Here is a 23,437-nt window from a genome sequence, read left to right on the forward strand (position 1 = left end):
TACCCGCGCCGTTGGGTCCGGCCGCGGGCCGTGGTGGCACCGCAATGCCGACGTGCAGGAGGTTTTGGGTCTGGGCTACGCCGCCAGGTCCCAGGTGTGCACCGGCGCGTTGGTGTGCATGTGCGCGCAGTATCGCCGCAGCATCTCGGCCAGCGCTGCGGGCCGGGTCATACCACCTTCCTGCAGGGCCCGCACCGTGGCCACCTGCCAGCGGGCGCCGTTGCGGCCGGTTTTGGCGCGGCCCTCGATGACGCCGAGGAACCGATCGCGCACTTCGGCGGCAACACCCCATCGACGCAAGCCGTCGTCGGCCATGGGCAACAACTGCCGCAGGACCAAATCTTTCGCCGCCATCTGCCCGAGGCCCGGCCAGTACAGCCGGGCGGCTAGACCGCGGCGCGCGGATTCGAGGAAGTTAGCGTAGGCGGCGGTGAAACCCATCTCGGTCCACAGCGGACGGTCCTGCTCGGACAGGGCGCGCAGCAAACCGTGATAGAAGGCTGAATTCGCCATCATGTCGATGACGGTGGGCCCGGCGGGCAACACCCGGTTTTCCACCCGCAGGTGCGGGCGCCCGTCGACGACGTCGTATACCGGGCGGTTCCACCGGTAGACGGTGCCGTTATGCAGACGCAGCTCCGATAACTGCGGGGCGCGGCCGGCGGCCAGCTCGGCGATCGGATCCTCGTCGGACACCTCGGGCAGCAGCGACGGGAAGTAGCGGATGTTTTCCTCGAATAAATCGAGGACGGAGGTGATCCAGCGCTCGCCGAACCACACCCGCGGTCGAACACCTAGAGCCTTCAGCTCCTCCGGGCGGGTGTCGGTGGCTTGGGTGAACAGTTCGATGCGGGTTTCGGCCCACAGCTGATGCCCGAAGAAGTACGGCGCGTTTGCCCCCAGCGCCAACTGCGGGCCGGCCAGCACTTGCGCGGTGTTCCACTTGCCGGCGAACTCCTCGGGTGACACCTGAAGATGTAATTGCAAGCTGGTGCACGCGGATTCGGGAGCGATCGAGGCGGAGTGCAGGTTTAAGGGTTCCGGCCCGCTGATGTCGATGTGGATGTCCTCGCCGCGGGCGGCGAAGACGGCGTTGTTGAGCGCCCGGTAGCGTGGCGACGCGCTCATCCATCCGCCGGTCAGGTGTTCGGGCATCAACGTGGGCAGGATGCCGATCAGGACGGTATGGGCGCCGCCGGAGTGGGCCTTGGTTTCCGCGGCGTTCAGACTGGCACGGATGTCGGCTTCCAGCTCTAGGCTGGTGTTTCCATCTAAAGATCGAGGCGGCACGTTGAATTCAATGTTGTAGGCGCCTAATTCGATTTTGTAGGCCGGGTCGGCGATGGCTGCCAGCACCCGTTGATTCGACATGGCGGGCTGATAGTCGCCGTCGACGAGGTGGCATTCGATTTCCATGCCGGTGAGTGGGCGGTCGACCTCGAAGCTGGATTGCCTCAGCATGGTTCGCAAGACGTCCAAACACAATTGCACCTTGCGCCGGTATTCCCGGCGGTGTGCGTCGCTGTAGCTGGTGCGCTTAACGTCTTCGCCCACACCGTCGATGCAACAGGTTCACCGCCGGCTACGCAACCGGTTGCCCATGGTTGACCCCAGCGGAGCGGCGGACGCACCGTGTTGCGACCGGCCCATCGGTGCTTCGCACCGGTGGGCCATGATGGACGGTTGCACGTAGTGAGCGCCGTCACCCGAAGGAGAAGACCAGTTGGCCGAGTTCGTTGCCGCCATCGACCAGGGCACCACCAGCACCCGCTGCATGATCTTCGACCACAATGGCACCGAGGTGGCCCGCTACCAGCTCGAGCACGAACAGATCTTGCCGCGCGCGGGCTGGGTCGAGCACAGCCCGGCCGAGATCTGGAAGCGCACCGAATCAGCGGTGGCCTCGGCCCTGCAAGTTAGCGGTCTATCGGCGAATGATATTGTTGCGCTTGGTATCACAAACCAGCGTGAGACCACACTGGTGTGGGATAAGCATACCGGTCTGCCGTATTACAACGCGATCGTCTGGCAGGACACCCGCACCGACCGCATTGCGGCGGCACTGGACCGTGACGGCCGCGGAGAGGTGATCCGCCGCAAGGCGGGTCTGCCACCGGCCACCTATTTCTCGGGCGGGAAATTGCAGTGGATTCTGGAGAATGTCGACGGGGTCCGTCAGGCCGCCGAACACGGTGCGGCCCTGTTCGGTACCGTCGACACCTGGGTGCTGTGGAACCTGACGGGTGGGCCGCGTGGCGGGGTACATCTCACCGACGTCACCAACGCCAGCAGGACCATGCTGATGAACCTGGAAACCCTCGATTGGGACGACGAACTGCTGTCGTTTTTCGGTGTTCCCCGGCAGATGCTGCCGGCGATCGCGCCCTCGTCGCCTCGGCATCCCTACGGAATCACACTGAAAGCCGGACCCGTCGGCGGTGAGGTGCCGATCAGTGGAATCGTTGGCGACCAGCACGCGGCGATGGTCGGTCAGGTGTGCCTGGCCGCAGGAGAGGCGAAAAACACCTACGGCACCGGTAATTTCCTGCTGCTCAATACCGGTGAGAAGATCGTGCGGTCACGCAACGGGTTGCTGACCACTGTCTGCTACCAGTTCGGGGGCGCGAAACCCGTTTATGCTTTGGAGGGTTCGATAGCGGTCACCGGATCTGCGGTGCAATGGCTGCGTGATCAGCTCGGCATCATCAGCAGTGCGGCTGAAAGCGAGACGCTGGCGCGCCAGGTCGAGGACAATGGCGGAATGTACTTTGTTCCGGCATTTTCCGGGTTGTTCGCCCCGTACTGGCGTTCTGATGCCCGGGGTGCCATCGTGGGCCTTTCGCGGTACAACACGAACGCGCACCTGGCCCGCGCGACATTGGAGGCGATCTGCTACCAGAGTCGAGATGTGGCCGATGCGATGGAAGCCGACTCAGGGGTGCGCCTGGGGGTTTTGAAGGTCGACGGCGGTGTCACCGCCAACGACTTGTGCATGCAGATTCAGGCCGACGTGCTCGGGGTGCAGGTGGTGCGGCCGAAGGTCACCGAAACCACCGCGCTCGGCGCCGCCTACGCGGCGGGGCTTGCGGTCGGGTTCTGGGCGGACCCGGACGACCTGCGGGCCAACTGGCAGGAGGGCAAGCGGTGGACACCGACGTGGACCGACGAGCAGCGTGCCGCCGGGTACGCGGGCTGGCGCAAGGCCGTGCAACGCACACTAAATTGGGTCGACGTGCCCTGATGCGCTACGGCGCCCTCGGCGCTCCCACGGAGCCCAGCGCTGCCTATTCACCCGGACGCGAGGAGAAGTCGCCACCGCCGGGTGGTGGACCGGGCTGTGGCGGCATTGGCCAGGGCTGCGCGGGTGGCGGCCACGGCGCAGGCGGGGGCCATGCGGCGGGCGCACCGGGTGGCGACCACGGCACCGGCGGGGGCGGAGGCCAGGAAGCAGGCCCGGCGGGTGGCGGTGTCGGGCGCAGGCGCGCCAACTCGCGGCGGTGCCGCTCGGCGAGTACGGCGGCCAGCACCAGTTGCGGTGGAGTGCCCGGTGGTGGTGGCGGCGCGATGCGGGCCAGCACATCACCGGCGATTCTATAAGCCATCTGCTCACGCAACTTCGGATCGAGTTGTGGTGCACGGGATAAGAATTGGCGAGCAATTTCGGCTTGACGCGAGCTCAGCCCGGACAACTGCAACGATGACGCCCACCATGCCAGCGACGGCGGCATCTCGGGGGCCGGACCCAACCGTGGACCGCGTTCGCTGACCACCACCGTGCCGGCGAAGATGTCGCCGATGCGTTTGGCTTTCGGCGACAACAGGCTGCAAATTACCGCCGGACTCCCGGCGAACATCCAGATCTCCACCACCGATGCCAACGCGCGAAACAGCGCCTGCCGGAAGCGTTCCGGACCTCCGTCGTCAGACACCACCCGCAGGCCCATCACGATCTTGCCAAGCGACCGCCCTCGGGTGGCGGTTTCGAAAACCAGCGGGTATCCGACCAGCACAACCACCGTGTAGATGATGAGAATAGCGGAGGTAAGCGCATCGTCGAAGCCGGGGAGGGTAGCCGCCCACAGCATCAAACCCAGGAGGTAACCCACGATCATCACCGCGATGTCGATCAGCGCGCCCAGCGCGCGCACCGGCAACTGTGCGATGCGCACATCAAGCACGACGGCATCCCCGGTAACCACTTGCGACATAGGCCAAACGCTACCTGGTCTCTCGCGCGGCGACCCGCTGCACTCGGCTGCGCCGAGTTGGCGATCGCCACGGGTCTCTCGCGTGGCGACCCGCTGCACTCGGCTGCGCCGAGTTGGCGATCGCCACGGGTCTCTCGCGTGGCGACCCGCTGCATTCGGCTGCGCCGAGTTGGCGATCGCCGGTAGGCTGCCGGAGGTGGATGTCGACGCGTTCGTGCTGACCCACCGCGCCACCTGGGATCGGCTCGAGCGGTTGATCGATAACCGCCGCCGGCTCAGCGGAGCCGAAGTCGACGAACTGGTGGAGCTGTACCAGCGGACGTCCACTCACCTGTCGATGCTGCGCTCGGCATCGTCGGATTCGGTATTGATCGGGCGGCTCTCGACACTGGTGGCGAGGGCCCGAGCGGTGGTCACCGGCGCGTACGCTCCGCTCAGCGGTACATTCACCCGGTTTTGGACGGTGGACTTCCCGGTGGTGGCTTACCGCGCGTGGCGGTGGTGGCTGGCCACAGCAGTGGCGTTTTTTGCCGTGGTCGTGCTCATCGCCGTATGGGTGGCCGGCAGCCCGGAGGTGCAGTCCACTATCGGAACACCCAGTGACATCGACGAATTGGTCAATCACGACTTTGCGTCGTATTACCACGAGAATCCGGCCGGGTCGTTCGCTCTGCAGGTGTGGGTCAACAACTCCTGGGTGGCCGCCAAGTGCATCGCGTTCGCCGTGCTGCTGGGCGTGCCGATCCCGTTCGTGCTGTTGCAGAACGCCGCCAATCTGGGAGTCATCGCCGGTCTGATGGTTCAGGCCGGCAGGGCCGGCGTGCTGCTCGGCCTGCTCACCCCGCACGGCCTGCTGGAACTCACGGCGGTATTCCTGGCGGCGGCGGCCGGAATGCGGCTGGGATGGTTGGTGATCTCCCCCGGTTACCGCCCGCGAGGGCAGGTGCTCGCCGAGCAGGGCCGTGCCGTGGCGGCGGTCGCCGTGGGGCTGGTGCCCGTGTTACTGGTATCGGGGTTGATCGAGGCGCTGGTGACCCCGTCGCCGCTGCCGACAGTCCTTCGGGTGGCCATCGGAGTGCTCGCGGAGGCGGCCTTTTTAGCCTACGTGGTGTACTTCGGGGGCCGGGCGGCTCGCGCCGGCGAAACCGGTGACATCGAGGATGCGCCCGATGTCGTCCCGACGGGATGAGTTGGCCGGGACGAACCGCAGTCACGCCACTCACCAGTCGAAGACCCACACCAATCGCCGATGGATATTCTTCGGCGCCCCAGCTGGTGTCGATGCCGTGTGCGGCCCATGTCGCGGTGCCCGCCATCGAGTGAACGTCGCGTTGCGGCGGGCTAGCGCAGCCTCCGCGTCAAAAACACCACCGCGCGCAGGGGTTGCGTGTCGGCGTCCACCGAAAGTTCCCGGTCCCACCAGAACGTCCGCGTGGTGTGCGTCTGCACCGCCGCCATTGGCGCATCGGCGGGCTTTGCATCCGGTCGCGACCCGGGGCCGGGACCGCGGCCATGAGCACTGTTCGGCGGCCGTGGGTCAAAAACCGAAGGTTCCCGATGCGACGGTGGCCGCGATCGATCGTCTTCGTGGGGGCGCACCTGTATCGGCGCGGCGAGCGCTACGGGTCGTCGTCGTCATCATCATCGCGGAGGAGTTTCTCGGGATGATGGAACAGGTTAATTCGTGGCCGGCCATGGTCGAGATGAGCGGGCGGGAACCATTCGGTGGTGCCGTCTTTGCGTTTGCGGGTTATCCAGCCACCAGAGGTGACGAGTCGGTGGTGGGGGCCGCAGGCGAGGGTCAGATCGTCGATGTCGGTGCGCTGGCAGTCGGCGAAATCGGTGACGTGGTGCACTTCGGTGAGATACCCGGGCACATCGCAACCGGGAAAAGTACAGCCGCGGTCTTTGGCGTAGAGCACGATCCGCTGCCCGCGGGAGGCGAGACGCTTGGTGTGATACAGCGCGAGTTCTGTGCCGTGGTCGAAGATCCGCAGGTAGTGATGGGCATGGGAAGCCAGTCGGATCACGTCGCTCATCGGCAGCAGGGTGCCGGCGCCGGTGAGCGCTGTGCCGGCACCGGATTCCAGCTCTGCCAGCGTGGTGGACACGATAATCGAGGCCGGTAACCCGTTGTGTTGACCCATCTCACCGGAGGCCAGCACCGCGCGCAAAGCCGCATTGAGCCCGTCGTGGTTGCGTTGGGCGGCGCTGCGGGTGTCGGTGTCGATCGCCTGCTGTGCGGGGGCGCCGTCGATGATCGGGTGGTGCTGGTTGGGGTCGCACATGCCGGGGGCGGCCAGCTTGGCCAGCACCGCATCGATGGTGGCGCGGGCGTCGGGGGTCAGATAGCCCCGGATCGGGCTCATGCCGTCGATGTCTTGTTTGCCGAGAGTGATTCCTCGACGGCGGGCCCGGTCCTCGTCGGCGAAAGCGCCGTCGGGGTTGAGGCAGTCGGTGAGTTTGTCGGCCAGCTTGGCCAGCTGGTCGGGCCGAAACTCACCACCCCAACACGCCAGCTGCGCCTCGGCCTGCCGGCGGGTGTCGAGATCGATGTCACCGGGCAGTTGGTGGAAGAACTCCCGGATCACCCGCACATGACCGGCTCCGATGCGCCCGGCGCGCTGCGCGGCGGCGGTGGCGCTCAGCCGCGGCGGTAAGGGTTCGCCGGTCAGCGCCCGGCGCGGCCCCAAATCGGCGGCCTCGGTCACCCGGCGGGAGGCCTCCGCGCGGGTGATGCGTAACCGCTCGGCCAGCGCAAACGGCAGTGTGCCGCCCAGATCGGTGGGGTCGGCCTGCTCGGCGACCTTATGGATCAACGGATGCTCGATCACCGGCAGCAGGCGCCGCACTATTTCGCAGCGCTGCAGCATCGCCAGGCATTCCGGGGTCGTCAGCGCATCACAGGACAGCCCCAGCGCCCGGCGCATGTCGGCCTCCAGGGCGTCGAAGACCTCGACGATCGCCTCCCGCGAGCAAATCGAATGCATGTTCGAATGCTATCACAATGGCTCGACAGCCGCAGACGTCATCCCCAAGCGGAACTACTGTGGCGCAAGTGATTTTAGAGGCTAAAGCTAAAGCTAAACATCATGTTGGGGAGGAGGTGCGCATGGCCGGGTAAAAGCGAGCCCTTTGGCCGCGGAACGTCAGAGCCGCCCGGCGGCTTTCATCGCCAGGTAGCGGTCGACCAGCGCCGCGGCGAGGGCTGCGGGCGCAGCATCGACCACCTCCACGCCGGCCAGGTGCAGCCGCGACCCGATCACCCGCCGCTCGATGCGGGCCCGCTCGGCTGCCGCTGCGTCGTACACCGCGGCGGCATCGGTGCGGCTGCCGGCCAGTTGGTCCACACGGGGGTCGGCGACCGCGGCCAGCAGAACCCGATGCCTGGCCGTCAACTGCGGCAGCACCGGCAGCAGGCCTTCCTCGAGTGCGGTCGCATTGAGGTCGGTCAGCACCACCACCAGCGCACGCCTGCGAACGCGCTGGATAATGGTGGCAACCATGGCACGCCAGTCGGATTCGACGAGAGCCGGTTGGAGCGTGGTCATTGCATCGACAAGTTGGGGAAGCACGTCGCTGCGCGACGCGCCGAATACGCCGGCCCGAGTCGCGCGGTCGTAGGCCAAAAAGTCGACATGATCGCCGGCCCGGGACGCGAGGGCGGCCAACAGTAACGCGGCGTCCATTGCCCAGTCCAGCCTCGGCCAGCCGGCGGGATCGCTGGCGGTGGGGTCGATACCGACCCGGCCGGCCGCCGTGCGACCGGTGTCGAGCACGATGACAACGCGCCGGTCTCGTTCGGGGCGCCAGGTGCGGACCATGACGTCGGCGCGACGTGCGGTGGCGCGCCAGTCGATCGAGCGGACGTCATCGCCGGCGACGTACTCTCGCAGCGAATCGAATTCGGTGCCCTGGCCGCGGGTCAACGTGGGCAACAGCCCGTCGATCTCGCGCAGCCTGGCCATCCGTGACGGCAGGTGCTTGCGGGACAGGAACGGCGGCAACACCCGGAGATGGCCGGGTACGATTTGCGAACGTTGCCGCCCGGCCATCCCGAGTGGGCCGATCGAGCGGGCGGTGACCGCGGCCGAACGCTGGTCGCCGCGGCGGGTCGGCCGCAGCTGGGTGTCGACGTGCAGGCTGCGCCCGGCGGCGATGTCGACGACGTGGGTGTGCGGTCGGGCGCGCGCGCTGGGTGCCCAGGCGTCGCGAACCTGGCCGCGAAACCGGCGACGACCGCCGTTGTGGATTATCAGACCGGCGTGCACCGACTCTCCGAGGCGGGCCATAGCAGGGCCGGTCCTGGTGAAACGCAGCTCACGGGCGCTGGCCGCCAACCCGGCGTCGAGGGTTACCGCTATTCCCAGCACTGTCAGCAGGACAACGAAAGACGTGGCCGGCCAGGGCGATACCGCTATCGGCAGGACACAGATCAGCGCCGCAAGCCCGGCGCGTCCGGTGACAATCACTAGCGTGGCACGGGAACTGAGGCCAGGATTCCCTCGAGAACGCCGTCGGCCGTGACGCCTTCGAGCTCGGCTTCCGGGCGCAGCGCCACCCGATGGCGCAGCGCCGGTCGCGCCATGGCCTTCACGTCGTCCGGAGTGACGTAGTTACGCCCGGACAGCCACGCCCAGGAGCGCGCCGTGGCCAGCACCGCGGTCGCGCCACGCGGCGAAACACCCAAGCGCAGGGCCGGGGAGCCGCGGGTGGCCGCGACGATGTCGACGATGTAGCCCAGCACCTCGTCGGCGACGAGCACCCGAGCCACCGCATCACGGCCGGCGGCCAGCTCCGCCGGCCCGGCCACCGGGTTGATTGCGGATAGATCGCGGGGGTCGAAACCGTGTGCATGCCGGCTGAGGATCGCGATCTCCGAGTCACGCGGTGGCAGCGGAACGGTCAGTTTGAGCAGGAACCGGTCGAGCTGGGCCTCTGGCAATTGATAGGTGCCCTCGTATTCGATCGGGTTCTGGGTGGCCGCGACGATGAACGGGTCGGGCAGCGCTTTGGGTTCACCGTCGACACTGACCTGGCGCTCTTCCATGGCTTCCAACAGCGCGGCCTGCGTCTTGGGCGGCGTGCGGTTGATTTCGTCGGCCAGCATCAGATTGGTGAACACCGGACCGGCCCGGAACACGAACGCGGCGGTGCGCGCATCGTAGACCAGCGAGCCGGTGACATCCCCGGGCATCAGATCCGGGGTGAATTGCACCCGTTTGAACTCCAGCCGCAAAGCGGCGGCCAGGGCACGAACCAGTAGTGTCTTCGCCACTCCGGGGACGCCTTCCAGCAGCACGTGACCGCGGCACAACAGCGCTATCACCAGGCCGCTGACCACGGCATCCTGCCCGACGACGGCCTTGGCGATTTCGGCACGCAACGCCAGCAATGCATTTCGTGCCGATTCAGACGCCGGACCGAGTGCCGATGCGGGGGCGGGTTGTCTCACAAGCGGATGACCTGCCTTTCGATGTCGTCGAGCACGCGGGCAAGCTGCAGCAGATCGGTGTCGGTGGCCGGCGCTGGCCCGAACAAAGAATGGGCCACCAGGTCCGAGCTTATCCCGGTGCGCTGCGTGATAGCGGCCACCACCGCCGGGGCAGATGCCCCCGCACCCAGCCCGAGTCGGGGCAGTAGTCGCTGCAAGGTCGCGGTGCGCAGTGCTTGCGCCGCGCGGTCGCGGGCCCGTCTGGATCGGTACAGCCGGGCCCGGCCTTCGACCGTCTCCGACGCCCGCACCACGACGGGCAAGTCCTCGGCCACCAGTGGGCCGATCCGCCGGCCCTTCCACAGGGCGAGCAGCGCAACCACCAGCCATAGTTGCGCGACGACCCAAATGACGTTATCCGGGATGACATCGAAAATTGTTTCTGGAGCTGATGTTTCACCCTCGGGTCGCTGGGGAGCGAACCAGACGAGGCGAGGGCGGACACCCGCGAGGTTCATCGCCAGCGCCGCGTTGCCCGCGCGCGGCAATGCTTTGTTGGTCATGAAATCGGTGTTGCCGATCACCGTGATGACGCGCTCGCCGTCGCGGTAGCGGACCAGCACCCCGTTGTAGCAGCTGGTCACCGGCAGGCCGTCGACGGGGACATAGGTGTCGCTGGGCCCGAATTGCACTGATCCAGCCCGATTCGCTTCTCGCAGCGAGCAATTCGGCATACTATCGAAAACACTGAGGCCGCTGCCGCGCAGTTCGGGCGCCAGTGCCGCTCGAGCGCGTGATGTGGGCTCCACCAGCAACAGATCCCCCTTGGCGTTTGCCAGTCGGCGCAGCAGCGGGTCGCTGGTCAGGTACTGGGTCTGAGCCACCAGCAGCAGTGAGCCGGGGCGCGCCGCGTGCTCGACATCGGCGACATTGCCGGCAACGACCACCTCGACGCCCCGGTCGCGCAGCAGCGCGACCAGGGCGTGTGCGCCGTCGGGGCCGGTGGCCGCCGGGTCCATCCGGCCGCCGGGCCGCGGTGCGGTCAAAAAGGCGCCCAGCACCGCGACGGTGACGACGGCGATGAGCGCCGCCGCCGCCCCCCGCCAGGACCGCCAGCGCCGCATCCCGGGGTGAGCCACGCCCTGCGGATGTGGATCGGTGATCGTCATCGCACCGGTGTCCACGAGCTCAACGCCCCCGTCTGGACGACACCGGGTGGGCTCCCGGATGAATGAGACCGCAGCCGATCATCGAGATTGGCGACCAATCGATACTCGGCTGCGGTGCCTGGCCGCTCACCGTACGTGACGTCATTGAAAACCATTGCCGCTTGGTATAATTCGTAAGCAAAATAAGGTAAAGCAGTCGCCGCGTCACGGGCAAGCTCGAACGCTGTCCGGCCGGCGACCGGGTTGATTACCCCAACGTCCTCCAGCCGGCGAGCGATGGCGCGCATCCGGTGCCGGATCGCGGAGGCCCAATTCCCTGCTGCTGCACAGCTTTCAGCGGTAATACGATGCTGGTCGGCACTGAGCTGGGTGGTGTCGAACAGTGGGTGGTCGCCGCCGCTGCGGCCGGTGCGCATGGTGCGACGGATAGCCTGCATGGCGATTACGACCGCGATCGCGAGCATGATCAGCAGCACGGTGATGGCGAACCATCCGCCGGGGATTGCGGACCCTTTTTGTATCAGGCGGTACAGCAGCTCATCGGCCCAGTCGTGGAATCGTTGAACCGGTGACTCTTTCGGATAGATCGCCTTGGCCAGTTCCCGTTGTGCGGCCTTGCGGGCGGTGTCGCGGTCAATGTCGATAGTGGGCATCCTCAGCCGATCCTCACACCGGCCGGCTCAGCCAAAGGTAGTCGGTGGAGGCCGTCGCGAACGGACCACCGGCGGCACCGGTTTGCAACACCAGATCGAACGCCTCAGCGCGCATCCGGAGGTCGGTGTACAACAGCACGACCACGCCGGCGCTAAACGGCTCGGTGACAATCTGGCCGATCGCCAATCCGAGGTGATTCAACGTGGCGCCCAGAAGAAACGGGCCGGTCGACGACGCCCCGACCAGCAGCAATTGACCGGTAACGCTGAGCGGCGCGGCGATCGCGTAGCTGACCACGAAGACCACGACCGTGGTCAGCAGCCGGATGCCGAACACCCGCCAGAAGCTGTTGCGCACCAGTTTGATAGACCGGATTATCGCGTCCACGAGCGGCAGCCTCTCGAGCACGATGAGCACCGGGGCGAACAACAGCAGGGTGTAAAGGTAGGCCGTCAACGCCAGCAGCGCGAGCGCCAACGGGAAGCCCACCAAGACGGCCGCCGCGACGCCGCCGGTCGCGCCGATGGCGGCGATGATCGCAGCCAACAGTCCGATGAGCGCGACCGTCCCGGCGGCTTCCAGGGCCGCCAGGCCGATCAACGCCGGCACCCGCCCCCGGACCTTGGCCCATGCTTCGCCGACGGATATCGACGAGCTGAAGACGGCCCGCCCGACGACGACGGTGAGCATCCCGTTGAGCAGAATGCCGATTATCCAGGTTGCGAGGCCGGTGACACCGGTTGACAGCACCCACGTGCCGACGTCCCCCCCTGACGGCTGATACGACGACTCTGTTCGCAACCGACGGACAACGGCCAGCGGCCCGGTCTCGACGATCAGCGCGATGACCTGCATGACCAGCACCACGGCGGTGGTCAGCCCCAGTGTCGGACCGGGATTGCCCCGGATGTAGCCCACTGCGCCGTTGAAGATATCGCTGAGGCTCAACGGCCGTAACGGGATTATTCCCGGCTTGGACGCTCCCGGGGGAAGCGGCGGGCCACCATAGCCCGCCGGAGCACCATAGCCCGGGACTTGATAGCCCGGTGGCGGGCGGTAGCCGGGTGGGCCGTAGCCGGGTGGCGGGCCGTAGCCGGACGGGCCGTAGCCGGACGGGCCGTAGCCGGGTGGCGGGCCGTAGCCGGACGGGCCGTAGCCGGGCGGGCCGTAGCCGGGTGGCGGCTGGCCTGCGGCATCGTAGTCGAGGGGCTGATCACCGGACGCCGGATAGCCCGGGTAACCGGGCGGCAACATGCTCACGAAGAGCCGCCGTCGTCGATCATGGCTCCCATCCTGTCGGCCGACCGGGCAATTCTCAACGTATCTCAACGTTGCTGTCCCGAGGTTCGTCCGGTTGCTCATCACACCACCCCGGCGCTGGGCGCGTAGCGTCTGAGTTATGGCCGAACTGAAATCTCGACTCCGGGAGGATCTCACCGAGGCGATGAAGGCGCGAGACAAGTTGCGCATCGCGACCCTGCGCCTGCTGCTGGCCGCGATTCGAACCGAGGAGGTCTCCGGCAAGCAGGCCCGTGAGCTTTCCGATGACGAGGTGCTCAAGGTGCTGGCCAGGGAGGTCCGGAAACGCGGCGAGGCGGCCGAAATCTACACCCAGAACGGACGTGGTGAGCTGGCCGCCGAGGAGCACGCCGAGGCGCGGATCATCGAGGAGTACCTCCCGCCACCGCTCACCGAGGGAGAGCTGGCGGACGTCGTCGACACCGCCATCGCCCAGGTGGCCGAAGAGCTCGGCGAACGGCCCGGCAGAAAACAGCTGGGCCAGGTGATGAAGGCGGCCACCGTCATCGCCGCCGGTAAAGCCGACGGCGCCCGGCTGGCCGCGGCGGTACGGGAACGTCTGTAGCAGGCCGTCATCCATTCATGGCCGATGGCCCGGCAAGCGGTGACCTTGGCGCGCGCCGAAATCCGCGCGGTGGTGACTTAGGTCCCTTCAGGCGGGGCGAAAGGCCTCTATTGCACGGGCCTTCCGTCGTCATACTGACGGCATGGCGTTACCACGTACAGATTGGACCTCATGATTTCTAATGATTGAAGCCTCGCGTTCAAGGCCGGCACGGGATTGGCTGCTGGCGGGGATGATTTCGCCCACAACCGGGTTTGGGACACGAGCGGCACAATTCAACCGGCGGACCTTTATCACGGCGACCATTGCCGGTGGGGTGGCGCTGGCGGCATGCACCCGGTCCCCGAAGAGCATGCCGAGCGGCGGGCTCCCCAGCGCCGCGATCGCCGCCGGTGAGGCCGCCCGCCCGCACACCGGGCGCACCGTCGCTGCCACGTTGGCGCCGAGACCGGCCGACATCGATCTGGGCGGCGTTGTCGTGCGCACGCTCGCCTACAACGACACGCTGCCGGGCCCGCCGATCCGGGTCAATGTCGGCGATGAGCTGGCCGTCACCGTGAAAAACGGTCTTGATCACCCGACCTCGGTGCACTGGCACGGGCTCACGCTGCGTTGTGACATGGACGGTGCCGCCCCGGTCACCCCCGACATCGACGCGGGGCGGGTGTTCACCTACCGGTTTACGGTGCCGCGTCCCGGTACCTATTGGGCCCACCCGCACACCCACGATTTCGACCTCGACACCGGGTTATATCTGCCGCTGATCGTCGATGACCCGGCCGAGCCCGGTGCGTATGACGCCGAGTGGGTCGTCATGCTCGACGACTGGACCGACGGTGTCGGGCCCAGCCCGCGGCAGATCTTCGACGGGTTGCGGGCAATGTCCGACGAGCACATGAGCGGCATGCCCGCGATGAGTGGCATGGCGGGTTCCTCCGGCATGGGCGGTGTCGGCCCGAGCGACCTGCTGGGCGGGGATGGCGGGGACGTCGCCTACCCCCACTACCTGATCAACGGGCGCATCCCGGCCTCGCCCAGCACGTTTAGCGCCAAACCGGGACAGCGGGTGCGGATTCGGCTCATCAACGCCGGCTCGGACACCGCCTTCCGGGTCGCGCTGGCCGGGCACCGGATGACGGTGACGCACACCGACGGCAACCCGGTGATCCCGAGTGAGGTCGACGCGGTGCTGCTGGGGATGGGCGAGCGCTACGACGTGACCGTCACCGCCGCCGACGGGGTTTTCCCGCTGGTGGCCGTCGCTGAAGGCAAGAACGGGCTGGCGCGGGCGGTGCTGTCCACGGGCGCCGGCAGCGCACCCGACGCCGACTTTCGGCCTGCGGAGCTCACGCGGCGGGTCGGCACCGTCGCGATGCTCCGCCCGGCACAGGCTGCCGACCTGCCGCGGAAGGCCGATGTCGACCTTCACGTTCAGTTGTCGGGCCAGATGATGCCCTACGACTGGCTGATCAACGGTCACCACTTCGATGACACCCGGCCGCTGCGGGTTCGCCAGGGACAGCAAGCCACCATCACGTTCGACAACGTCTCGGCGATGTGGCATCCGATGCACCTGCACGGCCACACCTTCCAGGTGATCAACTCCGACGGCGGCGCGGGGCCCCGCAAGGACACCGTGATCGTGTTACCGCGGCAAAAACTCACCGTCGCCCTGGTGGCGGACAACCCGGGCATCTGGATGCTGCACTGCCACAACACCTACCACATCGCGACCGGGATGATGACCACGCTCAACTACATCACCTGAGGCACACCGGGGCCCGGCTCGCCGCCGCCGGACGTGGACCGGAACGTAGGGCAGCCGGTCGTTTGTCCGACGAGCGGGTCTTCGCGCTGCCGGGAGGTAGGCGGACCGCTTCGGTCGCTTGCCGGTAAGTCGGGGTGGCGGGATTTGAACCCACGGCCTCTTCGTCCCGAACGAAGCGCGCTACCAAGCTGCGCCACACCCCGCGTAAGCCACGACAGCCTATCGCATCGGCCCGTCGACTGGCCAAGCCGCCGTCGATCGAGCGGGGCTATCCGGACACCCGATTCCCACAGCGTGCTGCGGAACAATCACCGGCGACGATGGCGTTAACCAGTCTAATTAAACGCATACTCAGGAAAGCGAGTACTCAGGAAAGCGAGATGGCTCATGACGGTCTTGGGTGCGGTGGTGTTCGGTGGGCTTTTCGGGCTGGCAGTGCTGTGGCTGGTGCTGACCGGACCCTATGATGACGTGGTCGCGGACGCGGAGTGCGAAGCTGGCCGGAGTCATTCCCAGCGGCCGGAGCGTTCGAACTCGGCCAGCGTCTCCGCCGGCGCCGCGATGTCCAGCCCCTGCGCGGCGACCCACTCGTCGCAGAAGTAGGTGTCGGCGTAGCGGTCCCCACTGTCGGCGAGCAGCGTGACCACCGAACCCGGACGACCGGCGGCGACCATCTCGGCGATCAGCCCGAAGGCTCCCCACAGGTTGGTGCCCGTCGACGCCCCCACGCGGCGGCCCAAGACCGCGCTGGCATGGCGGGCGGCAGCGACCGAGGCGGCGTCGGGCACCGAGACCATGCGATCGACGACATCAGGAAGAAACGACGGCTCCACCCGCGGTCGCCCGATACCCTCGATGCGCGACGACGCGCTGATCACGACGTCGTAGCGACATTCGGCATAGGCGGGATAAAACGCGGAGTTTTCGGGGTCGACGACACACAGCCGGGTGGCATGCCGCCGGTAGCGGATGTAGCGGCCGATCGTGGCGCTGGTCCCGCCGGTGCCGGCGCCCACCACTATCCATTCCGGAACGGGGTGCTTCTCGTCGCGCATTTGCACATAGATCGACTCGGCGATGTTGTTGTTGCCCCGCCAGTCGGTGGCCCGCTCAGCGTTGGTGAACTGGTCGAGGTAGTGCCCGCCGGTCTGCTTGGCGATACGTTCGGCCTCGGCGTAAAGCTCACTCGAGTGTTGCACGAAATGGCAACGCCCACCTTGTGATTCAATCAAGGCTATCTTGGAAGCGCTGGTGGATGCGGGCATCACCGCGATGAACGGCAGGCCCAGCAGCGCGGCGAAGTACGCCTCGGACACCGCGGTTGAGCCCGATGACGCCTCGACTACCGTGGTGCCTTCGTCGATCCAGCCGTTGCACAGCGCGTAGAGAAACAGCGACCGTGCCAACCGGTGTTTGAGGCTGCCGGTGATGTGTGTGGTCTCGTCTTTGAGGTAGAGCTCGACGTCGGCGTCCGCGCACCACGCCGACGGCAGCGGGTAGCGCAACAGGTGGGTATCGGCGCTACGACGGGCGTCGGCCTCGATCAGCCTGATCGCGTTGTCTGCCCAGTCGCGCGGCCGACAACGCAGCGTGACCCGGGTTCGTTGGCTCAACGCACCGACGCTATGGGTTGTGACCGTCCCCGATGGGTGCGCGAGTCGCGACCGCCTATCGGGGCGGCGGTCAACGTCAGCAACGTGGCTTCGGGACGGCAGCAGAACCGCAGCGGCGCGAACGGCGAGGTGCCGATCCCGGCCGAGACGTGCAACCGCATGCTGGCACCCCAGCGTGACGCACCCTTCACCCGAGACCGGTCCAGGCCGCAGTTGGTCACCACCGGCCCGTAGAACGGCAGGCACAATTGCCCGCCGTGGGTGTGGCCGGCCATCACCAGTTGGTAGCCGTCGGCGGCGAACCGGTCCAGCACCCGCGGCTCCGGCGCGTGGGTCAGCCCCAACCGCAGGTTGGCGGCCGGATTCGCCGGACCGGCGATGGTGTCGTAGCGATCCCGGCCCAGATGCGGGTCGTCCACGCCGGCGGCGGCAATGAGCAGGCCGCGCACTTCGAACTCGCGACGGGTGTGGGTCAGGTCAAGCCAGCCGCGCTCGGTGAACGCCGCCCGCAGATCCTGCCAGGGCAGCGGCCTGCCGTGCACCCGCTGGGACGGGTTGATCACGTAATTCAGCGGGTTTTTCAGCCGCGGCCCGAAGTAGTCGTTGCTGCCGAACACGAAGACACCCGGCAGCGCCAGCAGGTCACCGAGCGCTTGCACCACCGCGGGCACCGCCTTCGGGTGTGCCAGGTTGTCGCCGGTGTTTACCACCAGATCGGGCTCCCAGCTCGCCAACTCCCGCAGCCAGGCCTGTTTGCGACGCTGCCGGGGTCGCATGTGGATGTCGCTGACGTGCAGCACCCGCAGCGGTGACGAACCGGGGGTCAGCACGGGCAGGGTCAACTCACGCAGCACGAACGCATTGCGCTCGATGAGCGCGGCGTACCCGATTCCGGCCACGGCCGAGCCCAGCGCGACGGCGCCGACGCGTTTCAGGGTGACAGAGTGCGGAAAGGCAGCCATAACGCCAGCCTACTGCCGGTCGCCGCAGGCACCGCAACGCGTTCCGTCAGGGTTTACGGTGGTGGTGGGGCCAGGGGCGGAGGCGGCGGCAACAGCGGAATCGTGATCGGCGGCAGGCCCGGGATCTCCACGACTTGCGAACTCACCGGCGGGGATAGGCCTTCCGGCGGCGGGGGCGGGGCCGGCGGGATGCCGTTACTGGTCTGAATGGTGATCACCGCGCCCGGGATGGTTTGGCCGCTCGGTGACGTTCCGACCACCTCGCCGTATTTGGCGCTGCTGTTGACCGGTGTGGGTTGGTCGGCGACCTGGAAGCCGGCGTCTTTCAAGCGCTGCCGTGCCGCGTTCAGATCGAGGCCGGCAACGCTGGGTACCCGCGAGTTGGCGTTGCCCTCGACGTAGCGCGGGTCGGTCGGGGGCAGGTGAACTTCGCCGAAGTTGTTGGCAATCGGCTTCATCGCGGTGAACCAGGTGCGTGCCGGCTCGTTGCCACCGAACAAGTCGCCGTCAGCGCAGCGGCGTAGCGGATTGGAGCACAGGTCCGACGGGGTGCTCGAGTCATCGAAGATGTAATTGGCGGCCGCGTATTGATTGGTGAAACCGACGAAGCCAGAGGATCGGTGCGCCTCGGTGGTGCCGGTCTTCCCGGACATCGGCAGGTTCCAGCCCGCCGCCGCCGCCGAACCCGATGCGGTGCCGCCGGGCTGAGAATCCTTGCTCAAGGCGTTGGCGAGCGTGTTGGCCAGCCCTTCGGGGACCACCTGCTCACAGGGCTCGGTGGTGACGGCGAGTTCCTTGCCGTCACGGTCAATAAGCTTGTCGATCGGGCTGGGTGGGCACCAGACGCCGCCGGACGCCAGGGTCGCCGCCACGTTGGACAGTTCCAGGGCGTTGAGTTCGAACGGCCCCAAGGTGAATGACCCGATGTTCTGCCGTTTGATGAAATCCGCCAGACTCTCGTCGCTGTCGGGGTCGTAGTCGCGGGCGGTCCCGGGCTCGGCGTAGGACCTCAGCCCGAGTTTGACGGCCATGTCTACCGCGCGCGGCACCCCAACCAGCGAGATCAGCTTGGCGAAGGCGGTGTTGGGTGAGGTGGCCAGCGCGTCGGTCACGCTCATCGGCGAGCGGTAGCTGCCCGCGTTGACCACGCACCAGGTTTCCTTGGGACACCCCTTGGCGCCGCCGCTTCCCATCCCTTTGGCCTGGAACTGGCCCGGCACCTCGAGTTGGGCGTTAATGCCCATACCCATGTCCAGTGCGGCGGCGGTGGTGAAAATCTTGAAGATCGACCCCGCGCCGTCGCCGACGAGGGAGAACGGCTGCGGCCGCATGGTCTCACCGGCGTCGCTGTCCAGACCATATCTGCGGTTGCTGGCCATCGCCAACACCTTGTGGGAGTTCTTGCCGGGTTTGATCACGCTCATCACGCTGGCGATGCCCGGCAGATCCGGGCTGGCGAACTTGTCGATCGCCTGCTTAACCGAGGCCTGCACGTCGGGGTCGAGCGTGGTGCGGATCGTGTAGCCGCCCCGGGCCAGCTGCTCTTTGCTGATCCCGGCGCGCGCCAGGTATTCCTGCACGTAGTCGCAGAAGAAAGCGCGGTCACCCGCGGCAATGCAGCCGCGCGGGAGTTCCTTGGGCCGCGGCAGGATCCCCAGCGGCTCCGCCTTGGCCGCCCGCAACGCGTCGGCCTCTTTAGGCAGGTTCTCGATCATGGTGTCCAGCACGAGATTTCGCCGGGCCAGCGCGCCTTCAGGATTGGTGTAGGGGTTAAGCGCACTGGTCGACTGCACCAGCCCGGCCAGCAGCGCCGCCTGCTGCCAGTTCAGATCCGACGCGTTCACGCCGAAGTAGGTTTGCGCGGCGTCCTGCACGCCGAACGAGTTGTTGCCGAAGGACACCAGATTCAGGTATCGGGTGAGGATCTCCGGCTTGCTGAACGTCTTGTCGAGGGTAAGCGCCATCCGGATTTCGCGCAGTTTGCGCGCCGGGGTCGTTTCGACGGCGGCACGTTTTTCCGCGTCGGTCTGCGCGGTTACCAACAGCAGGTAGTTCTTCACGTACTGCTGCTCGATGGTCGAACCACCCCGGGTATCGAGGTTGCCGGAAGCGTATCCGGCCAGCCCGGTCAGCGTCCCCTTCCAGTCGACGCCGTTGTGTTCGGCGAACCTTTTGTCCTCGATCGACACGATCGCCAGCTTCATGGTGTTGGCGATTTTGTTGCTGGGTACCTCGAACCTGCGCTGCGAGTACAGCCAGGCGATCGTGTTCCCCTTGGCATCGACCATCGTGGTGACCGCCGGTACCTCGCCCCGCAACAGCTGGGCCGATCCGTTGGCGACGACTTCTGAGGCCCGGTTGGACAGCAGCCCGATTCCGCCGGCCACCGGGAACATGAGCGCGGCGGCAATGACGCCGGCGAGCACGCAGCACCCGGCGATCTTGAGGACCGTGATCGTAGTCGCGGAGCGCTCCAACATGGCTACCACAGTAGCGATGTGGGGGCGCAGGTCCCTACCAAAAACCAGTCAGCACGGTTCGAAGGATGCGGGACGCGCGGCGACCCGGGTGCTGGCCCGTTATTTTCCGAGCGTTATTTTCCGAGCGTCATTTTCCGCAGCGTCACCGGTCAGCGTCTTGAACAGCCGTCTAATAGGATCGCCGGATCCGCACATCCGTCCGGGACGGCACGGTTGTCCCAAAAAAGCCGGTATCGGACGGTTGCGCAATTGACACCTGAGCACCTAACTTAGACACACACTGAGACATAGGTAACACCGACGTCGGATGGTGGGGCGTAGATCGCATCGTGGTCTGCACGCCAGGGCGATGCCGTTACCCAGTAGCGGCCGGAGGCGAAGGGGAACGCTGGTGTCAGGGACACGAACCGCGGCGCGCAAGGCTAACACCGCGTCCGCTCACACTTCGCCGCGCCGCATCGATGCGGAGTCCCGCATCGCCTGGGTGTCGAAGGCGCTGTGCCGCACCGCCGACCCGGACGAGCTGTTTGTCCGCGGAGCGGCGCAACGTAAGGCCGCGGTGATCTGCCGGCACTGTCCGGTGATGCTGGAATGCGGTGCCGACGCGCTGGACAACCGGGTGGAGTTCGGCGTATGGGGCGGCATGACCGAGCGCCAGCGCCGGGCGCTGCTCAAGCAGCACCCGGAGGTGGTGTCGTGGGCGGAGTTCTTCGCCGCGCAGCGCAAGCATCGCAACGCCGGCTGAGCCTCCGGCGATCGTTCCGGGCCGCATCGTCACCGGTGGGGTTTGTGGGCCGGCTTCTCAGCGCGCCGATGCCCGGACCGGGCCGTCACCGGTGGACGTCATCTGGTCGGCGATTGCGCGCAGCGCTTCCAGGTCGGAGACGTCGAACGGCAGCGACGGCACCGCGGCGATCGCTACGTGCGGGTTTGCCGCGGTGAATCGCGACAGCAGCCGGATTTCCCGTTTGGCGATCTGCGCACGATCAGCGTGGATCCGCAACACCGCGATGGTGAGAGCCGTAGCCGGGTCTTCGGCGTCACCGGCCTCGGCGTGTAAGGTTTCGGCGGCGTCAATCGCGCGTTCCACCGGCAGGCCACACAGCATGGGGTGGGTGCGGTTTAAGATCAGACCCGCCAGCGGCATGCCCTCCTCCGACAACCGGTCGACGAAAAAGGATGCCTCCCGCAGCGCATCCGGCTCAGCCACCGACACCACGACGAACTGGGTACCGTGTCGCTTGAGGAGCGCATAGGTACGATCCGCCTTCGCCCGAAAGCCGCCAAATGTGGTATCCAGCGACTGTACGAACGTTGCTGCATCCGAAAGCATCTGGGATCCGAGCACCGTCGACAGCGCCCTCATCGCCAAGCTCATCGCGCCGGTCACCAACCGCCGGATTCCCCGCCCCGGTCCCAGCAGCAACCGCCACAATCGGCTATCCATGAAGCTGCCCAACCGCTTTGGTGCGTCCAGAAAGTCCAAAGCATTGCGCGACGGCGGGGTGTCCACCACCACCAGGTCCCAGCGATCCTGGCTGAGTAGCTGGCCCAGCTTCTCCATGGCCATGTACTCCTGCGTCCCGGCGAGCGACGTGGCGACGGTTTGATAAAACGAGTTATCCAGAATCGCTTGCGCGCGTTCGGTGCCGGAATATTGGATGACCATCTCGTCGAACGTGCGGCGCATGTCGAGCATCATCGCGTACAGCTCGCCTGGAACTTCGGGCGCCAACGGAACGCGTTGCGGTGTGTTGCCGAGGTCGTTGATTCCCAACGCCTGTGCCAGCCGTTTAGCCGGGTCGATGGTCAACACGACTACGGTGCGGCCGTATTCGGCCGCGCGTAGCGCCATCGCCGCGGCAGTGGTGGTTTTGCCGACACCGCCGGCGCCGCAGCACACCACCACCCGGGTGCCGGCATCGGCAAGGATTGAGGCCATATCCAAAGACGGTGGCGTATGCATCGAATGACTCATCGAACACCCTGTTGGATAAGGGATTCGGAGAGTTCATAGAGGCTGCCGAGGTCAACGCCGTCGGCGATTGTCGGCAGCTCCAGCCTCGGCACGTGCAGCGCGTCGAGTTGCTCCGCGGTCTGCGCACGGGCGGTTATCCGGATGGCGTGCTGGATGGACTCGGTAAGCAGACCCACGAAGTCAGTTTCGCTCAACGTGACTCCCGCCCTGGCCAGCCCGGCCCGCACCGCGTCGGCATCCACATCACCCTCGGCGGCCTTTGCCAAGTCGTCCGGCTGCAAATAGGCCGGGATGTTGCGGTTGACGATGACACTGCCGACCGGCAGGCTCAGCGCGGCGAGCTCGTCGATTGCCTCCATGGTCTCCTGCATCGGCAGGGCCTCCAGCAGCGTCACCACGTGGATGGCGGTTTGCTCGGAGTGCAAAAGCCGGACCACGCCCTCGCTCTGGGCATGCACCGGCCCGCCCTTGGCGAGATCGGAAACCGCCCTGGTGACATCGAGAAAGCGTGCGATGCGTCCGGTTGGGGGCGAATCAACGACGACGGCGTCATACACCGGCAGCCCGTTCTTGTCGACACGAGTGACGGCTTCTTTGATCTTGCCGGTAAGCAACACGTCACGCAGACCGGGGGCGATCGTCGTCGCGAACTCGATCGCACCGATGCGCCGCATCGCCCGGCCCGCGATACCCAGGTTGTAGAACATGTCGAGGTATTCCAAAAACGCCGCCTCGATGTCGATCGCCAGGGCGTTGACATGGCCGCCGTGTTCCGCGGTGGCGATCTTGACCTCTCGGTAAGGCAGCGGCGGAACGTCGAAAAGTTGAGCAATCCCTTGGCGCCCTTCGACTTCGACGAGCAAGACCGTGCGGCCGCCGGATGCCAGCGTCAGCGCCAATGCGGCGGCGACGGTCGACTTGCCGGTGCCGCCTTTGCCCGTGACGAAATGCAGGCGGGCCTTCGACAGGCGCGTCGACCAGCAGCGGGAACCGCCGTCACCGAGCGTGGTGGCCACCAGTGCATGCTATCCCGACTGCCGGAGCGGTCCCGGCGAGCGGGGACCGCCCCGACCCGGACCGCATCCTCGCCGGAGTGGGCTCGGGGCGCGGCGGTGCGCCGCGACCGAGCGAATATGCTCGCGGTATGACCCAACCGACCGCCTGGGAGTACGCCACGGTCCCGCTGTTGACGCATGCCACCAAGCAGATCCTCGACCAGTGGGGCGCCGACGGCTGGGAGCTGGTTGCGGTACTGCCCGGACCCACCGGTGAGCAGCATGTCGCCTACCTGAAGCGCCCGAAGTGAC

19 protein-coding genes and 1 tRNA gene are annotated in these 23,437 nt (G+C 66.7%); 6 read left to right on the plus strand and 14 right to left on the minus strand.

All coding sequences use genetic code 11. The features are described from left to right. Nucleotides 1-75 precede the first annotated feature (75 nt). Nucleotides 76-1,554: a glutamate--cysteine ligase gene (locus QJR12_RS04115; RefSeq protein ID WP_300576711.1), complete on the minus strand. Its 1,479-nt coding sequence runs from the start codon at nt 1,552-1,554 to the stop codon at nt 76-78. A 169-nt stretch (nt 1,555-1,723) separates the two neighbouring features. On the opposite strand from QJR12_RS04115, the gene glpK reads away from it, so the two are divergent. Next, complete coding sequence (gene glpK / locus QJR12_RS04120) at nt 1,724-3,241, plus strand: glycerol kinase GlpK (RefSeq protein ID WP_300576714.1); 1,518 nt, start codon at nt 1,724-1,726, stop codon at nt 3,239-3,241. A 43-nt stretch (nt 3,242-3,284) separates the two neighbouring features. Here the strand turns inward: glpK and QJR12_RS04125 are convergent, their stop codons facing one another. After that, nucleotides 3,285-4,208: an RDD family protein gene (locus QJR12_RS04125; protein WP_300576716.1), complete on the minus strand. Its 924-nt coding sequence runs from the start codon at nt 4,206-4,208 to the stop codon at nt 3,285-3,287. Nucleotides 4,209-4,404: 196 nt separating this feature from the next. On the opposite strand from QJR12_RS04125, the gene QJR12_RS04130 reads away from it, so the two are divergent. Further along, a complete protein-coding gene (locus tag QJR12_RS04130) occupies nt 4,405-5,397 on the plus strand; it encodes a stage II sporulation protein M (RefSeq protein WP_300576721.1) in 993 nt (330 codons plus the stop codon). Nucleotides 5,398-5,827: 430 nt separating this feature from the next. Here QJR12_RS04130 and QJR12_RS04135 read toward each other — a convergent pair whose 3' ends face one another. The 6 genes from QJR12_RS04135 to QJR12_RS04160 all read right to left on the minus strand — a co-directional run bounded on the left by QJR12_RS04135 (nt 5,828) and on the right by QJR12_RS04160 (nt 12,827). Continuing rightward, entirely contained in the window at nt 5,828-7,198 is a 1,371-nt protein-coding gene (locus QJR12_RS04135) for an HNH endonuclease signature motif containing protein (protein ID WP_300576724.1), read from the minus strand. Between the two features lie 159 nt (nt 7,199-7,357). Then, nucleotides 7,358-8,680 carry a DUF58 domain-containing protein gene (locus QJR12_RS04140; RefSeq protein ID WP_300576727.1) on the minus strand — a complete coding sequence of 441 codons (1,323 nt, stop codon included), beginning with the start codon at nt 8,678-8,680 and terminating at the stop codon, nt 7,358-7,360. Beyond that, nucleotides 8,680-9,663, minus strand: a complete 984-nt coding sequence (locus QJR12_RS04145) for a MoxR family ATPase (protein WP_300576730.1) — start codon at nt 9,661-9,663, stop codon at nt 8,680-8,682. Before QJR12_RS04145 ends, QJR12_RS04140 begins: the two co-directional genes overlap by 1 nt. Further along, on the minus strand, nt 9,660-10,811 hold the full coding sequence (locus tag QJR12_RS04150; protein ID WP_300576733.1) for a DUF4350 domain-containing protein: 1,152 nt from the start codon (nt 10,809-10,811) through the stop codon (nt 9,660-9,662). The genes QJR12_RS04145 and QJR12_RS04150 overlap by 4 nt, the downstream gene beginning before the upstream one ends. Further along, nucleotides 10,808-11,464, minus strand: a complete 657-nt coding sequence (locus QJR12_RS04155) for a DUF4129 domain-containing protein (protein WP_300576735.1) — start codon at nt 11,462-11,464, stop codon at nt 10,808-10,810. The genes QJR12_RS04150 and QJR12_RS04155 overlap by 4 nt, the downstream gene beginning before the upstream one ends. Before the next feature lie 13 nt (nt 11,465-11,477). Further along, the gene (locus QJR12_RS04160) at nt 11,478-12,827 is read right to left on the minus strand and encodes a hypothetical protein (protein WP_300576737.1); all 1,350 of its coding nucleotides are present in this window, start codon (nt 12,825-12,827) and stop codon (nt 11,478-11,480) included. A 37-nt stretch (nt 12,828-12,864) separates the two neighbouring features. On the opposite strand from QJR12_RS04160, the gene QJR12_RS04165 reads away from it, so the two are divergent. Next, nucleotides 12,865-13,329 carry a GatB/YqeY domain-containing protein gene (locus tag QJR12_RS04165; RefSeq protein WP_300576739.1) on the plus strand — a complete coding sequence of 155 codons (465 nt, stop codon included), beginning with the start codon at nt 12,865-12,867 and terminating at the stop codon, nt 13,327-13,329. A gap of 232 nt (nt 13,330-13,561) precedes the next feature. Further along, the gene (locus QJR12_RS04170) at nt 13,562-15,097 is read left to right on the plus strand and encodes a multicopper oxidase family protein (RefSeq protein ID WP_300576742.1); all 1,536 of its coding nucleotides are present in this window, start codon (nt 13,562-13,564) and stop codon (nt 15,095-15,097) included. A 129-nt stretch (nt 15,098-15,226) separates the two neighbouring features. Here QJR12_RS04170 and QJR12_RS04175 read toward each other — a convergent pair. The 4 genes from QJR12_RS04175 to ponA2 all read right to left on the minus strand — a co-directional run bounded on the left by QJR12_RS04175 (nt 15,227) and on the right by ponA2 (nt 20,152). Continuing rightward, nucleotides 15,227-15,300 (minus strand) — tRNA-Pro (locus QJR12_RS04175). A 303-nt stretch (nt 15,301-15,603) separates the two neighbouring features. Then, nucleotides 15,604-16,710, minus strand: coding sequence for a PLP-dependent cysteine synthase family protein (locus QJR12_RS04180; protein WP_300576745.1), 1,107 nt, complete (start codon nt 16,708-16,710; stop codon nt 15,604-15,606). After that, nucleotides 16,707-17,672, minus strand: coding sequence for a metallophosphoesterase (locus QJR12_RS04185; protein ID WP_300576749.1), 966 nt, complete (start codon nt 17,670-17,672; stop codon nt 16,707-16,709). The genes QJR12_RS04180 and QJR12_RS04185 overlap by 4 nt, the downstream gene beginning before the upstream one ends. A gap of 53 nt (nt 17,673-17,725) precedes the next feature. Continuing rightward, the gene (gene ponA2, locus QJR12_RS04190) at nt 17,726-20,152 is read right to left on the minus strand and encodes a transglycosylase/D,D-transpeptidase PonA2 (RefSeq protein ID WP_300576752.1); all 2,427 of its coding nucleotides are present in this window, start codon (nt 20,150-20,152) and stop codon (nt 17,726-17,728) included. 391 nt (nt 20,153-20,543) lie between these two features. Here ponA2 and QJR12_RS04195 point away from each other — a divergent pair, with 391 nt between their 5' ends. Next, the gene (locus QJR12_RS04195) at nt 20,544-20,897 is read left to right on the plus strand and encodes a WhiB family transcriptional regulator (protein WP_300576755.1); all 354 of its coding nucleotides are present in this window, start codon (nt 20,544-20,546) and stop codon (nt 20,895-20,897) included. 57 nt (nt 20,898-20,954) lie between these two features. Here the strand turns inward: QJR12_RS04195 and QJR12_RS04200 are convergent, their stop codons facing one another. Together QJR12_RS04200 and QJR12_RS04205 are read right to left on the minus strand one after the other, a co-directional pair. Next, a complete protein-coding gene (locus QJR12_RS04200) occupies nt 20,955-22,118 on the minus strand; it encodes an ArsA family ATPase (protein WP_300579617.1) in 1,164 nt (387 codons plus the stop codon). An 8-nt stretch (nt 22,119-22,126) separates the two neighbouring features. Further along, nucleotides 22,127-23,149, minus strand: coding sequence for an ArsA family ATPase (locus tag QJR12_RS04205; RefSeq protein ID WP_300579618.1), 1,023 nt, complete (start codon nt 23,147-23,149; stop codon nt 22,127-22,129). A gap of 125 nt (nt 23,150-23,274) precedes the next feature. On the opposite strand from QJR12_RS04205, the gene QJR12_RS04210 reads away from it, so the two are divergent. Then, a complete protein-coding gene (locus QJR12_RS04210) occupies nt 23,275-23,436 on the plus strand; it encodes a DUF4177 domain-containing protein (RefSeq protein ID WP_003419736.1) in 162 nt (53 codons plus the stop codon). Nucleotide 23,437 lies beyond the last annotated feature (1 nt).

Source organism: Mycobacterium sp. (genome assembly GCF_029961025.1).
In the GTDB taxonomy this organism is placed as follows: domain Bacteria; phylum Actinomycetota; class Actinomycetes; order Mycobacteriales; family Mycobacteriaceae; genus Mycobacterium.

Excerpts from the sequence above, each read along its gene's own strand:
- QJR12_RS04125 (WP_300576716.1), bottom strand. The coding sequence starts at position 4,208 with ATGTCGCAAGTGGTTACCGGGGATGCCGTCGTGCTTGATGTGCGCATC.
- QJR12_RS04170 (WP_300576742.1), top strand. The coding sequence starts at position 13,562 with ATGATTTCGCCCACAACCGGGTTTGGGACACGAGCGGCACAATTCAAC.
- QJR12_RS04200 (WP_300579617.1), bottom strand. The coding sequence starts at position 22,118 with ATGCATACGCCACCGTCTTTGGATATGGCCTCAATCCTTGCCGATGCC.
- QJR12_RS04160 (WP_300576737.1), bottom strand. The coding sequence starts at position 12,827 with ATGAGCAACCGGACGAACCTCGGGACAGCAACGTTGAGATACGTTGAG.
- QJR12_RS04185 (WP_300576749.1), bottom strand. The coding sequence starts at position 17,672 with ATGGCTGCCTTTCCGCACTCTGTCACCCTGAAACGCGTCGGCGCCGTC.
- QJR12_RS04150 (WP_300576733.1), bottom strand. The coding sequence starts at position 10,811 with ATGACGATCACCGATCCACATCCGCAGGGCGTGGCTCACCCCGGGATG.
- ponA2 (WP_300576752.1), bottom strand. The coding sequence starts at position 20,152 with ATGTTGGAGCGCTCCGCGACTACGATCACGGTCCTCAAGATCGCCGGG.
- QJR12_RS04155 (WP_300576735.1), bottom strand. The coding sequence starts at position 11,464 with ATGCCCACTATCGACATTGACCGCGACACCGCCCGCAAGGCCGCACAA.
- QJR12_RS04165 (WP_300576739.1), top strand. The coding sequence starts at position 12,865 with ATGGCCGAACTGAAATCTCGACTCCGGGAGGATCTCACCGAGGCGATG.
- QJR12_RS04135 (WP_300576724.1), bottom strand. The coding sequence starts at position 7,198 with ATGCATTCGATTTGCTCGCGGGAGGCGATCGTCGAGGTCTTCGACGCC.
- QJR12_RS04210 (WP_003419736.1), top strand. The coding sequence starts at position 23,275 with ATGACCCAACCGACCGCCTGGGAGTACGCCACGGTCCCGCTGTTGACG.